This window comes from Halomonas sp. SpR1 (assembly GCF_031010175.1).
Taxonomy (GTDB): domain Bacteria; phylum Pseudomonadota; class Gammaproteobacteria; order Pseudomonadales; family Halomonadaceae; genus Vreelandella.
Map to the genome: position 1 here is coordinate 42,510 of NZ_JAUAMB010000021.1, position 13,036 is coordinate 55,545.

Genomic DNA, 13,036 nt, shown 5'->3' on the forward strand with positions numbered 1-13,036 from the left:
GCTCGTTCATTGAAGACGTGTCTCGCTTGCTCATGCCTCCACCTCCTTGTGAGCTTCTTCTGCATCTGCCGCTGTGCCTGCAAAGAGGACATCCAGCGCTTCAATCAGCGCGACCGGGGCGGGTACGGCGTGTACCCCGCGGGCGGTGGTGCGGCTGCCGCGCAGAAATACTGTCATCGAACCGCCCAAGTGGTGGTGCGGGTCGTAGTCGGGCAGGCGCGCTTTGAGCAGCCGATGCAGTGCGAGCAGGTAAAGCGCCGCCTGCAGGTCGTAGCGTTTTTCGAGCATGGCGTTGCGCAGGGCATCAAAGGTGTAGGCGCTGTCGTCGCTGCCCAGGTAATTGGATTTCCAGTCGAGCACGTAGAAGCGGCCTTCATGCTCGAAGGCCAAATCGATAAAGCCTTTGAGCATGCCATTGAGGGTATCGGCATCCAACGCGGGGCGCGATACCCCAGGCAGTAAGTGGCCACTTACCAGCTCGTCAAGCTTGCGCGTTCCCACCTGATGGGCGGCAAACCAGAACTCCAGCTCTACCTGGTAGCTGCCTAGTTCGCTTAGCGCCACTTGGTCGCTTTCGCCAGGTTGTGAAAGTGGCTTTGACGAAGGCAGGGGAAGAGGGACATTGAGCAGCTCTTCAAACCAGCCCGCCAGCGTATCGTGCCATGCCTGCCAGCCGCGTAGCTGCACGCGCCGACGCAGCATATCTTCTCGTGCGGCGGGGTCTTCCAACGCTTTGTTAAAGCCTAGCTGGCCTGCCCACTCTAACAGCCCGTGCAGAAAGGTGCCGGGGCCGGGGCCACGCGGAAAGCGGTGCAGGTGAAACGCTTCGGTGTTGATGGCGTTGTCGTGGGGCTCGCCCAGCACTTCAAGGGTCGTGGCTTCCTGGGGCGTAGTGGGTTCTGGCGTGGGCGTTGCCTGCGCTGTCGGTATCGCTCCTGAGACAGCCCCCGAGGTGCGCAGCGCCGAGTAGCTGGCGATCCACCACTGTTCCCGTGCGGGGCGTAGCGGGGTGCGGGCGTGGCCCAATGCCTGCTGTTCCGGCGCGGGGGTAAAGCGCAGCGCGGTGGGCTCTGGGGCGGGGCTTAGCGCGATATCGCTGCCTTCCACCAGCTCGCCTAGGGCTTGGGTAAACCCGCTGGGGGCGATAGCTTTGCCGCCGTTGATCAAGTGGCCGATGGCGCTGTTCTCGCTGCCTTTTAGCGCTGCCAACCCCAGCCAGGTGGCGTGGCGGGCGCGGGTGAGCGCGACGTAAAGCTTGCGCAGGTCTTCGCCCAGGCGTTCGCGGTCGGCGGTGGCCAGCGTGGCTTCATCGGCGCTTAGGCTGAGTTGCAGCCTGCCTTCGCTGTCGTGCCAGCGCAGCGGCAGGTCGCTGTCGCTGACCGGGCGGTGGTTGGCGATAAACGGCAGGAACACCAGCGGGTACTCCAGCCCTTTAGATTTGTGGATGGTGACGACCTTGACCAGATCGGCGTCGCTCTCCAGGCGCAGCTTGTGGCTGTCGCCGTGGCTTTCCGGGTCGGCAATTGCCTCGGCCAGAAAACGAATCAGCGCGTGCTCGCCATCTAATTCCTGGCTGGCGTGCTGAAGCATTTCGCCCAGGTGGAGCAGGTCGGTTAGCAAACGCTCACCCTCGGCGAACTCGCTCAGTAGCCGGGCGGCGATATCAAAATCAACCATCAGGCGGCGCACCAGCGGCAGCACGCCTTGGCGCTGCCACAGGCGGTGGTAGTCGCTGAACTGCTCGACCCGCGATTCCCAGGCAAGCTCGCTCTGGTTGAGGTGGTCGAGTTCTTCAAGGCTGAGCCCGATCACCGGTGTGGCCAGCGCGGCGCGCAGCTTGGCCTCCGCTTGGCGGGAGTTGGCCTGGGGCTCGGCGCAGGCGCGCAGCCAAATGGCCAGCTGCGGGGCGATGGGGGAGCTAAACACCTTATCGTGATCGGAAAGGTACACGCTCTTAATGCCCCGGCTGGCCAGCGCTAAGCGAATCGCCCGAGCTTCCTGCAGGCCGTTGACCAGCACCGCCATATCCGAGGGAGCTAGCGGAGTGAGTGATTGCTCTCCGTTATCGACCCCAGGTTCAACAACGGGTGCAAAGCCCGCCTGCTGCTTGCGGCCTGCTTCCAATAGCGCGGCCATCTGCGAGGCGCAGCGCTCGGCCATTTCGGTTTGGTAGGCGGTTTTGGAGAGCGGCTCGTCGCTTTCCAGGGGCCACAGGGTCATCGCGGGTATCGGCTTACCTTTGAGTACCAGCGTGTCCTTAGTGCCTTTGGCCTTAACTGGATTAAACGGCAGCGGGTTGTCGCCACCATCAGCGCGGAAAAGAAAGGCCCCGGCGTCGTGCTTATCGGCATAGCTAAAGCAGTGGTTGACCGCATCGACCATCGCTTTGCTGGAGCGAAAGTTGGTGCCTAGCGTCACGTGGCGGCCATCGGTGTCCTGGCGGGCTTGCAGGTAGGTGAAGATATCTGCGCCGCGAAAGGCGTAGATGGCCTGCTTGGGGTCGCCGATCAGCAGAATGGCGCTGTCGCGGCGGGGCGTGGCGACGTCATACACGGCGTTGAAAATGCGGTACTGAATCGGGTCGGTGTCTTGGAACTCGTCGATCAGTGCCACGGGGAATTGGCGCTGGATCTGTGCTGCCAGGGCGTCTTTATTAGGGCCTTTTAGAGCGCGATCCAGGTGTGTGAGCAGGTCGTTGGGACCCATTTCGGCGCGGCGTTCCTGTTCGCGCTCCAGGCGGGCACGGCACCACTGCACGGCATGTATCAGCAAGTCGTTGCGAGGCTCGGGCAGGGCATCCAACGCTGCCGGTAGCTGGGCCAGCGCTTGCCATACTTGCGGGCAGGGCGGCGCGCCCTCTTTCCAGATCTCGGCCATGCCGTCGGGCGTCATGCGTTTCCAGGCGGCGTCGGTGAGTGCGGGGCGGTCGGCGTCGCTTTCGCTCCACTCGCGCAGGGCGCCTAGCCAGTTGGCGCGGCTTTTGGCGTTGAAGCTTTGGCCTTTGAAGGCTTTGCTTTTGGCGGCCTCTTCCAGGGCGGGTACCAGCTCGTCCAGCCAGGCGGGCCAGGGGGCTTTGAGTTCGCTGAGCTGGGCGCTGCGTTCGGCCTGGGTGGCAGCCAGGGTTTCGCGGGGTTCGGGTTTTTCGCAGCCTAGCGCTTCGCTTTCGGGCAACAGCCGTTGCAGCGGGGCGTGCAGGTCGTCCGGTGATTTCCAGTAGCGGGTGACAATGCCGAGGGCGTCGCTATCCAGCGGGTAGTAGAAGCTGCGCCAGTAGTCGCGTACTACTTCCTGTTCCAGTTCGCGCTGGTCGTTCTCTAAATTGAGCGAGAACAGGCTGCCGCTATCGAAGGCGTGTTCGCGCAGCATGCGGTAGCACCAGCTGTGGATGGTGGAAACCGCGGCTTCGTCCATCCATTCGGCTGCCAGCGCCAGGCGTCGCGAGCAGGCGGGCCAGGTGGCGGGGTCGTATTGGTCGCGGAGTTCTAGTAGCAACGGGTCTAGAGCAGCTATCCCAGGGGCTTCACCGGCGGCAAGCCTACGTGGAGGCGCTGTGAACCCATCCTTGGGCGTTACTTGAGACATCTGACCGCCAGGGATGGCGGAAATGCCGGAATTGTCAGGAACATTTTCCGGCCCTGTTGAATGACCTCCACTACGGCTTGCCCCCGGCGCCCCTCCTTCTACGTCCTCAGCTCGAAATACTTCTGCTGCTTCTACCAAGCGGTTGCGGATCCGTTCACGTAGCTCTTGGGTGGCGGCGTTGGTGAAGGTAACGACCAGGATTTCCGGCGGTGTGAGCGGGCGGATAAACGCCGTGTCGTCGTCAACGCGGTGGCCGCCGAGTACCAGGCGCACGTAGAGCAGCGCGATGGTAAATGTTTTGCCGGTGCCCGCGCTTGCCTCTATCAACCGGCTACCGTGGAGCGGGAGGCTCAATGGATTGAGTGGGGCGGGCTGGCTCATAAGAAAATAGTGTCAAACTCAGTGGTGAAATCTTGGCTGGCAGGGAAAATCTGCAGCTGTTCAGCACTCCAGGTTACAAGACGTTGCGACGTCATTAAGAGGACCTCGGCGAGTTCGTTCAGCAAATTGAAGTGTTCTGCTATGTGGGCGTAGTCAGTTGAGTAGTCATGCGCTGCTATATTGCGGATGGCGCGGCAGCGTTGCCAATCACTTGTCGCGTCAATCACGCCTTGCTTTTCAAACAGCGCAAGTACTTTGAGAAAGCTGTCAGTGGACTCACCTGCAAGCAAGGCGCTGTGCCGCATCGCTGAGGCGATGGAGTCTTGTAGCTTTGCAAACCGCTCATTGATGGCGGCGAGCGTTTCGAAATAATCCACATCTTTTTTGTGTTCGGCTAACCACTCACCGTCAATGGGCCAGGTGATTTTGTTGCGTGATTGATGTAGAAACCAAGCGCAGCGCTGAATCGCTTCTAGCAGCTGGGCAAGATAGCGCTGTTGCTCGCTGAGAACATCCTGGCTCATGCTGCTTCCTCGCTATCAATCGGGTGTGACTGTGCTAAGGCGATTGCCTGAAAGGGCGTGGGTTCAGCCGTCGATACATAGCTCACGATATCCACTGGTAACTGTATGCGCTCCTCAAGGGCCATTTTGAGTTCGGCGCAAGCAAGCAGCGGTATCGCTGTAGGGGTGATCAGCAATAGATCAACATCACCGCCTCGCTTGGTATCATCTAGACGCGAGCCAAACATATGGACTTGCACAGAAGGCTTAATGAACTCGCGGACACTAGCGAGAATAATGGCACGCTGTGTTTGAGTAAGTCGCATTAAGATAGCTCCTTGCTTGTTAAAGTCTCGCACTGACTGTATCAGAGCCCTGTCACCTATCAATCTAGTGCTAAGACACTTGGAGCTGCCTAGCCAATAGGGCGCGCTTCGGCTAAAACTCTCGCTTGAGCGGGGCTTGGCTCATCAGTAGATATATAGGTCACTATATTCACTGGCATTTTTAGATATTCTTCGAGTATGTCGTTAAGTTCGGCACAAGCCTGTGGCTGTATCTCTTGCGGAGAGATCAGCAGTAGATCAACGCCTCCGCCTCGCTTGGAATCATCGAGTCGCGAGCCAAACACATGAGTTTCCACCGAATCACCAATAAACTCGCTCACGCCAGAGAGAATGATTGCTCGATGTGTTTGGGTAATACGCATGAAGACAGCTCCTAGACTGTATGAGAGCTCCGCCACCTGATAATCTTGTCGCCGAGCCACTTTGGGTGCATTTTAGTTTACGCTACCGGCGGCTTCTGTTCACTCTAACGATGGGATCACATGCTGACATCGCTGCTGGATAATGACTTTTACAAGATCACGATGCAGAACGCCGTGATCAAACGCTTTCCCTATGCCCATGCGCGCTACGCCTTTATCAATCGTGGCGATCATGCGTTTCCCGAAGGGTTTGGTGCCGAGCTGCGTCGCGAAGTCGATAAGATGGCAGAGCTTCGCCTGGGCGATGATGAAAAGCGCTATCTCGAAAACACCTGTCCTTATCTCGACCCTACCTATCTCGATTTCCTCGCCGGGTTTCACTATAACCCCAGCGAAGTGATTATCGAGCAGCAGGGGAGCGAGCTTTCGGTAATTATCGAAGGGCCGTGGTATCGCACCATTCTTTGGGAAGTGCCGCTGATGTCGTTGATCAGCGAGCTGTGGTACCGCGTGCGCGGCGTGACGATAACGTCTGAAGCCGATGCAATGATTGAGCAGCGCGCCCAGGAGAAGATCGAACTCTACCGCCGCCTAGGGCTGAAAATTGCCGAGTTCGGCACCCGGCGGCGCTTTTCATTTGACGTTCACGATCGCGTAGTGGGTGCGCTTGGTCACTATGGTGGCGAAGCGTTTAGCGGCACCAGCAACGTGCTGCTGGCCATGCGCCATGGCGTTAAGCCAATCGGCACTCATGCCCATGAGTGGTTTATGTTCCACGGTGCCCGCTTTGGTTTCAAAATGGCCAATAGCCTCGCGCTTGAGCATTGGGTGGATGTGTATCGTGGTGATCTCGGCATTGCCTTGACCGATACCTTTACCTCGCGAGCCTTTTTCGACAGCTTCGATAAAAAGTTCGCCAAGCTGTTCGATGGTGTTCGCCACGATAGTGGTGATCCGTTTGAGTTTGCCTCCCAGACCATCGCGCACTATGAGCGTCTGGGCATCAATCCGTTGAGCAAGACGATTATCTTCTCCGATGCGCTGACGCCGGAACGAGTCGAGCGTATCCAGGCCTTTTGCCAGGATCGCATCGGGATGGCATTCGGTATTGGCACCAACTTCACCAACGATGTGGGCGTCGAGCCGATGAACATGGTGGTCAAGATGGTCGAGGCGCGCCCGGAAGGGCAGGGCTGGCTGCCGGTGATCAAACTTTCCGACGTGGCGGAAAAGAACACCGGTGACCCGGAAATGATCGCCCTGGCGAAGCGGGTGTTATCGCTGAGTCGCAAGGATTCTTGAGCCGCTGACTGGCCATTAGCCTTTTACAGAGCGGTGCAGCGGCGCGTAGAGCGCTTCGGATAGCGTGGCGAAGCTGTGGCCTAGGGCGCGATCATTAAACAGTCGCTCAAAGCTGGGCCATTGGTGGGAAAGATAGGCGCTTTGGGCGACTTCGCCGGTTTGGAAGCGGCCGCCTTCGTAGGCGGTTTCGGCGGCGGCGTAAGCATCGCTATCGTGTTCCGATTCAGGCGTGCCAAGTTTAGCCAGCCAGGCGAAAGCGGCTTGGGGGGCCAGCGGTAGCGGGGTTTGCATGCCATCACACCAGGCGCTGAGCAGGGCTTCTAGCTGGTAGCGGGCATTCGCGGCGTCTAGCGGTTCCAAGCGTACATGGCCCGCTTTGGAGAGTAGCTGGGTGGTCATTGGGCGCTCAATATTGCCCGCTAAGTGGGCCACCCAAGGGCGTAGCAGGTGCTGCCAGCGGTATTGGCCACGGCCGCGCCCTTGGCTGACTAGGCTGCTGCTGAGCAGTAGCAGGCGGCAGCGGTTACCCGCATCATCCTGGCGTAGCTCGCCCAGCCAATCTTCCAGCGTTATCTTTCCTTCAGCTCTTTCAATTCCTTCAACGTGCACCGCCTGGGGCGCCGTTACTGCCTGAGGCCACTCTCGCAGCGCCTCTTCGTAAGCGTTGAAGAGCGCTTCCATTGGTTCTGCCAGTGCTTCGCGCATCCTTTCGCCAAAGGCACCTACGGCCAGCACACCTTGCCCTTTAAAGCGCTCCAGTTCGGCATGTAGTGCTTCCATACGGGGCTGGCCGTTATCTACGGCGTGGCGTTGGGCGGCGATTAGTTGATCCTGTAGCTGCCAGTTCTGCAGCCCATCCAGGGTGAAGGGCTCAACGTCTAACTGGGTAAGTTCTTCCTGCTCGAAGTAGACCCCCAGGCGGTTATTGAAAAACGCTTTGGCCGGTTCGCGCAGAAAGCTGCCTAGCTGGGCAAGGGTTAACGTGCTCTGCTGTTCGGTGTCCGGTTTTAGCCTCGATGGCTGCGAACCTTGGGAGCTTTCGCTTCGCGGTGCGTGCAGGGCGTGCCACTCGTGGGCGTATGTAAACAGCCTCGCTTGGGCGGGGGAGTCGCTGGCTTGTTGAGTAAAGTAGCGGCGACTAAACGGCTGTAGCGGATGCTCGGTGGTCAGGGCATTGAGCAGCGGCTCGCCGTGTTGCGTGCGCCAGCCCGCTTCAAGGTGGTCGCGCAGCTGGCCGACCAGTACCGAGGGCGGCATGAGGTTGTTGTCGATCTGGCTGCGGCCCACCCAACTAATGTAAAGCTGTTGACGGGCAGAGAGCAGCGCTTCCAAAAACAGGTAGCGGTCATCTTCCCGCCGCGAGCGGTCGCCGGGGCGGTAGTCGCTACCCATTAAATCGAAATCCAGCGGCGGCTGGGAGCGCGGGTACTCGCCATCGTTCATGCCCAGCAAACACACCCGCTTGAAGGGAATCGCGCGCATGGGCATTAAGGTGGCGAAGTTGACCGCCCCAGCTAGGAAACGCTGGGAGAGGCTGTGTTCGTCGATCTGCCCCAGCCAGTGTTCGCGCACCATGGAGAGCGGCAGGGGATCATAAAGCTCGGCCTCTTCGGTGCTGTCCAACAGCTGTTGAAGCGCGGTCTCCAGCTTGGTGAGCATCACGCTCTCTTGGGCGTCGTCAGTGAGGAAGTAGGTTTCCAAAAGCTCGCGCAGCCGGGCTACCCAGGTGGCGGCGTCGGTGGGCTGGCAGAAGGTTTTCCAGGTGCTTTCCAGCTTCTCCAGCAGGTTCGCCAGCGGCCCTGCCAGGGATGCTTCCAGCCCGCCGATATCATCAAACGGCTCGATGCCTTGCCACGCGTCGGCACTCCCCACCGTATACCCCAGTAGCAGGCGGCGTAGGCCAAAGGCCCAGGTGTTCTGGGTGAGGCCTTCGGGTAGATCCAGCCGGGTGCGCTGTTCGGCATTAAGCCCCCAGCGAATCCCCGCGCCCTCAATCCAGCGGCTAAGCGTCGGCAGGTCGTGTTCATCAATGCCAAAGCGGCTGCGCAGGGCGGGGACTTCCAGCAGGTCTAACAGGTCGCTCACCGAGAGGCGCAGCTCCGGCAGGCGCAGCAGTTTTTCCAGCGCGATCATCATCGGTAGGCGGTGGCGGCTGGCCTGATCCGAGAGGGTGTAGGGAATATAGCGCGGGTCGTCGGGTTTTGCGTTATAGCTGCCGGAAGCGGAACGGTACTGGCCGAATACGGCTTCAATATGCGGCGCGTAGCGGTCAATATCCGGCACCATCACAATGATATCCCGTGGGCGCAGATCCGGGTCGGCGCTGAAGGCCGCGAGCAGTTGGTCGTGAAGAATCTCCACTTCCCGCTGGGGGCCATGGGCGATATGAAAGACGATAGAGTCGTCATTGGCCGGGTCTAGCGCGGGCCAGTGGGTTTGAGTTTCCGCCACCGGGCGTAGCTCGCGGATATCGTCCTGTAACTGGCTGAGCAGGCAGTTGCGTTCTTCGCCGCTAAACGGCTCAAACATATCGATGCGCAATGCCTGCTGCTCGAACAGGGTTTGGTAGTTCCCCGCGTCGTCGTGCTCGTCTAGCAGGCGTAAATAGTCGCGGCCCTGTTTGCCCCAGGCGGCGAGCAGAGGCTGAGCGTGCAGGTGCAGGGCATCACTGGCATCGCCGGTGCCCAGCACGTCTAACGCATCAGGCATGCCGGCCTTGCGACGCTGACGGTAGCGGCTGGCGCGCAGCAGGTCTTTGTGCTCGATAATATCCGCCCAGTAAAACTGGCAAGGGTTGTGCACGCAGAGCACAATTTGGCAGCAGCGCGACAGCGCCGCCAAAGCTTCCAGCGTTTGCTGCGGCAGCGATGAAATGCCGAAAATAATCAGCCGCCGGGGTAGGCCGGACGGGCACTCCTGACCTTCAAGCTGAACGGCGGCGCCCAGAAAACGGCTATGAACCTGGGCGCGGCTGCTGTTAAGGCCTGCCTCACCTAGATGTTTAGCCACATCGTCGCGCAGTGCGCGCCACAGTTCAGGCTGCCATAGCTGGTGTGTTTCCAGCGGACGGGCTTCGCCGCGGGCGGTGATCAGTACGTCGTTACCTTTTGCCCAGGCATCCAGCCAGTCGGCGCGGTAGACCTGATACTGGTCGAACAGGTCCGCCAGCCGCTCGGCCAGTTGATAGTGTTTGCGCTGGTCGCGGTCGACCTCTAAAAAGCGCGCCAGCGGTGCGAACGCTTCCTGCTCGGCAAGGCTGGGTAGCAGGCGCAGTAAACGCCATATCAGCCGCGATTTGTCAAACGGCGAGGTTTCGGGAACGGCCTCGGTGTCTGCCGTCGTGTGGGTCAGCACCGTGCGGTAGGCTTGCCACAGAAAACGCGCGGGGAGCGTAACGTTCAGCGCCGCCGCTATACCCGCTCCGCCTTGGGCCGGGTCTTCTGCCAATGCCAGCTTTAGCCACTGCCCGATACCGTTGCTCTGCACCAGAATGGTCTCATTCTCAAGCGGCGAAAGCGGGTGCCGGCGCATCCACTCCACCGCCAAGCCGCGCAAATCTTCCAGGCGATTGGCGTGTACCACCATAAAGCCCGGCGTTAACGGCGTTGGTGAGAGCAGCGGGTTTGCAGACATGCGCGATGTTTCCTAATGGCTGAGCAGCTTAGTGGGTTATTCCGTCACGGCTAACGCGGTGGCTAAGTGTATGGTGCCATAAGTTTAGTTCTGAAGCTTGAATCCCTAGCATCCTGGTTAAGAGATGCTATGATGAATATGTGATGCATATAAGTTGCATATTAGCTGTGTAAGCGTAGCAGGAGGTTGTCGATGGCAGTGGGCACGGTAAAAGAATCTCTCAATGCGCCTTCTGAGTATCGGGTGCCCGACTCGTTCGAGCGATTTTTGGCTGACTTGAAGGGCGTTGCTCGCGAAGAGCGTCACCCACTGATTAACCCGAGGTTGTTCGCCAGCGCATTGAGTATCGATATCCAAACGCTGGCCACTCAAGCGCATGTCCACCGCACGACGATCTCACGTGCTCAGGGGGCGGAAAAACTACAACGCTATCTGCGGGATGCACTTCGAGTGCTCGGCGCTGCGGCAGATATTAATGGTGATTTTCATGACGCCTTGTTTTGGTTTCGCAATGAACCTCTTGGTGCGTTTGACTATAAAACGCCCGAGCAACTCGTAAGTGAGGGACGCGCAGATGACCTGCTGCGTTATGTTCAGGCGCTACAAGCGGGTGTGGTGGGATGATATTGCTGCCAGAGCTAAAAACTCAGGCATACCGTGTGCATGTTCCGCGTTGGGCATTTTCACCTACCAGCGGGGCTGGTGCGAGAGAGCATGGCGGGCGGCTGAACCGTGTTGGTGTAGATGCGTTATATCTCTCGCTTGAGGAACAGACCGCGTTAGCGGAGTACAAACAGCTTTCTGCATTGATGCCGCCTGGGCTGATTGTTAGCTATACGGTCAGCGTGACTAGTATTGTCGATTTTCGATCAGGTTATAACTCAAAATGGGATAGCCTGTGGCAAGAGCTTAACTGTGACTGGCGTAAGTATTGGTTTAATCAGCGTATTGAGCCGCCTAGCTGGTTACTAGGCGATATGGCACTGGAGCAAGGTGCTAAGGGAATACTTTTTCCTTCGTTGGCATACGGCTCAGGCACCAACCTCGTTCTGTATACCGAAACACTAGCAGAAAACGATGTATTAGACGTCTACGACCCCCAAAGTGATTTGCCACGTGATGCGAGCTCCTGGCAGTAATTACTTTTAATAAACTTACTTATGCGACCTCTTCCCTTGCGCGAACGCCCTAGCATCGCCAAGCTATGCGGATACCGTGGACAACGCTAAGAGAGATCTCCAATGACCGACCCTACTAATAATTCCCGCCGCCACTCTGCTCAAGTAGTCGATGGCCCAGGCAAAGCCGCCAGCCGCGCCATGTTGCGCGCCGTGGGTTTTAATGATGAAGATTTCAAAAAGCCCCAGGTAGGTATTGCCTCTACCTGGAGCATGGTGACGCCTTGCAATAGCCATATTAACGAGCTAGCCGAGTTTGCCCGCGATGGCGCCGATGCGGGCGGCGGTAAGGGTGTGATTTTCAATACCATCACCATTTCCGATGGTATTGCCAATGGCACCGAAGGTATGAAGTACTCGCTGGTGTCGCGGGAAGTGATCGCCGACTCCATCGAAACTGTGGCGGGCTGCGAAGGCTTTGACGGCCTGGTCGCCATTGGTGGCTGCGATAAGAACATGCCGGGCTGCCTGATGGGCTTGGCGCGCTTGAACCGCCCCAGCGTGTTTGTTTACGGCGGCACTATTATGCCCGGTAAAGGGCATACCGATATCGTGTCGGTGTTTGAAGCCATGGGCGCGCACTCCCGCGGCGATATCGATCTCATCGAACTTAAAAACATCGAAGAGACGGCGATTCCAGGCCCCGGTTCCTGCGGCGGTATGTACACAGCTAATACCATGGCCTCGGCCATTGAAGCCTTGGGCATGAGTCTGCCGGGCAGCTCGGCACAAAACGCCATCTCCCAAGAGAAGCGTGACGACTGTAAAGCCGCGGGCGAAGCGGTGCTGGCGCTACTGGCCGACGATATCAAACCGTCCGATATCATGACCCGTGAGGCGTTTGAGAACGCGATTACCGTGGTGATTGCCCTGGGCGGTTCTACCAACGCGGTGCTGCATCTTATCGGTATGGCGCGCACCATTGGTGTTGAGCTTTCGCTTGCTGACTTTACCGAGATTGGAAAGCGCGTACCGGTGCTGGCAGATCTGCGCCCCAGCGGCCACTACATGATGAGCGAGCTGGTGGCGATTGGTGGTATTCAGCCGCTGATGAAAATGCTACTGGATGCAGGCCTGCTCAACGGCGAGTGTTTAACCGTCACGGGTAAAACCCTGGAAGAGAACTTGGCTGAGGTCGAGCCTTATCCTGCTGAACCGCCGATCATCGCCCCCTTAGGCAACCCGATTAAAGCGGAGAGCCATCTGCGCATGCTTTACGGCAACCTCGCGCCGGAAGGCGCGGTAGCGAAGATTACCGGCAAAGAGGGCACGCGCTTCTCTGGCTCGGCACGGGTGTTCGGTTCGGAAGAAGAGGCCCAGGCACGCATTAACGATGGCACCGTGGTCGCTGGTGATGTGGTGGTGATTCGTTATGAAGGCCCCAAAGGTGGTCCCGGCATGCGCGAAATGCTTACGCCGACCTCGGCGATTATGGGCCGTGGCCTGGGCAACGACGTAGCGCTGATTACCGATGGGCGTTTCTCCGGTGGCAGCCACGGTTTTGTGGTTGGCCATGTGTCGCCGGAAGCTTTCGACGGCGGCCCGCTGGCGCTGGTGGAAGATGGCGACATCATCACCATTGACGCCGTGGCCGATACGATTGACATGCGTGTGCCTGAAGAAGAACTTATGCGCCGGAAAGCGGCGTGGCAGCGGCCTGAGCCGCGCTATACGCGGGGCGTGCTGGCCAAGTATGCACGCTTGGTTAGCTCGGCCAGTACCGGTGCGGTGACCGACCAGGAATAGCC

The 13,036-nt window shown here is 59.0% G+C and carries 9 protein-coding genes; 4 read left to right on the plus strand and 5 right to left on the minus strand.

The features are described 5' to 3' along the window. Window positions 1-30 precede the first annotated feature (30 nt). From recB to QT231_RS15105, 4 genes are all read right to left on the minus strand, one after another. The gene (gene recB / locus QT231_RS15090) at window positions 31-3,963 is read right to left on the minus strand and encodes an exodeoxyribonuclease V subunit beta (protein ID WP_308337673.1); all 3,933 of its coding nucleotides are present in this window, start codon (window positions 3,961-3,963) and stop codon (window positions 31-33) included. Then, window positions 3,960-4,487, minus strand: coding sequence for a hypothetical protein (locus tag QT231_RS15095; protein ID WP_308337674.1), 528 nt, complete (start codon window positions 4,485-4,487; stop codon window positions 3,960-3,962). Before QT231_RS15095 ends, recB begins: the two co-directional genes overlap by 4 nt. Continuing rightward, window positions 4,484-4,792, minus strand: coding sequence for a nucleotidyltransferase domain-containing protein (locus QT231_RS15100; protein ID WP_308337675.1), 309 nt, complete (start codon window positions 4,790-4,792; stop codon window positions 4,484-4,486). The genes QT231_RS15095 and QT231_RS15100 overlap by 4 nt, the downstream gene beginning before the upstream one ends. An 89-nt stretch (window positions 4,793-4,881) precedes the next feature. Continuing rightward, window positions 4,882-5,175, minus strand: coding sequence for a nucleotidyltransferase domain-containing protein (locus QT231_RS15105; protein ID WP_308337676.1), 294 nt, complete (start codon window positions 5,173-5,175; stop codon window positions 4,882-4,884). A gap of 120 nt (window positions 5,176-5,295) precedes the next feature. On the opposite strand from QT231_RS15105, the gene pncB reads away from it, so the two are divergent. Continuing rightward, window positions 5,296-6,477 (plus strand): nicotinate phosphoribosyltransferase, encoded by a 1,182-nt coding sequence (pncB, locus tag QT231_RS15110; protein ID WP_308337677.1) that lies wholly within the window; start codon window positions 5,296-5,298, stop codon window positions 6,475-6,477. A 15-nt stretch (window positions 6,478-6,492) separates the two neighbouring features. On the opposite strand, the gene recC is transcribed toward pncB, so the two are convergent. Continuing rightward, window positions 6,493-10,110 carry an exodeoxyribonuclease V subunit gamma gene (gene recC, locus QT231_RS15115; RefSeq protein ID WP_308337678.1) on the minus strand — a complete coding sequence of 1,206 codons (3,618 nt, stop codon included), beginning with the start codon at window positions 10,108-10,110 and terminating at the stop codon, window positions 6,493-6,495. A 192-nt stretch (window positions 10,111-10,302) separates the two neighbouring features. Here recC and QT231_RS15120 point away from each other — a divergent pair, with 192 nt between their 5' ends. The 3 genes from QT231_RS15120 (at window position 10,303) to ilvD (ending at window position 13,034) form a co-directional block, all read left to right on the plus strand. Then, a complete protein-coding gene (locus tag QT231_RS15120; protein ID WP_308337679.1) occupies window positions 10,303-10,734 on the plus strand; it encodes a DUF2384 domain-containing protein in 432 nt (143 codons plus the stop codon). A gap of 35 nt (window positions 10,735-10,769) precedes the next feature. Beyond that, a complete protein-coding gene (locus QT231_RS15125; RefSeq protein WP_308337680.1) occupies window positions 10,770-11,249 on the plus strand; it encodes an RES domain-containing protein in 480 nt (159 codons plus the stop codon). 102 nt (window positions 11,250-11,351) lie between these two features. Further along, window positions 11,352-13,034: a dihydroxy-acid dehydratase gene (ilvD, locus tag QT231_RS15130; protein ID WP_308337681.1), complete on the plus strand. Its 1,683-nt coding sequence runs from the start codon at window positions 11,352-11,354 to the stop codon at window positions 13,032-13,034. Window positions 13,035-13,036: the final 2 nt, after the last annotated feature.

Bases quoted from the DNA above. Each gene is read 5' to 3' on its own strand.
- ilvD (WP_308337681.1), top strand. From the start codon at position 11,352: ATGACCGACCCTACTAATAATTCCCGCCGCCACTCTGCTCAAGTAGTC.
- QT231_RS15120 (WP_308337679.1), top strand. From the start codon at position 10,303: ATGGCAGTGGGCACGGTAAAAGAATCTCTCAATGCGCCTTCTGAGTAT.
- QT231_RS15095 (WP_308337674.1), bottom strand. From the start codon at position 4,487: ATGAGCCAGGATGTTCTCAGCGAGCAACAGCGCTATCTTGCCCAGCTG.
- recC (WP_308337678.1), bottom strand. From the start codon at position 10,110: ATGTCTGCAAACCCGCTGCTCTCACCAACGCCGTTAACGCCGGGCTTT.
- QT231_RS15105 (WP_308337676.1), bottom strand. From the start codon at position 5,175: ATGCGTATTACCCAAACACATCGAGCAATCATTCTCTCTGGCGTGAGC.
- recB (WP_308337673.1), bottom strand. From the start codon at position 3,963: ATGAGCCAGCCCGCCCCACTCAATCCATTGAGCCTCCCGCTCCACGGT.
- QT231_RS15100 (WP_308337675.1), bottom strand. From the start codon at position 4,792: ATGCGACTTACTCAAACACAGCGTGCCATTATTCTCGCTAGTGTCCGC.
- pncB (WP_308337677.1), top strand. From the start codon at position 5,296: ATGCTGACATCGCTGCTGGATAATGACTTTTACAAGATCACGATGCAG.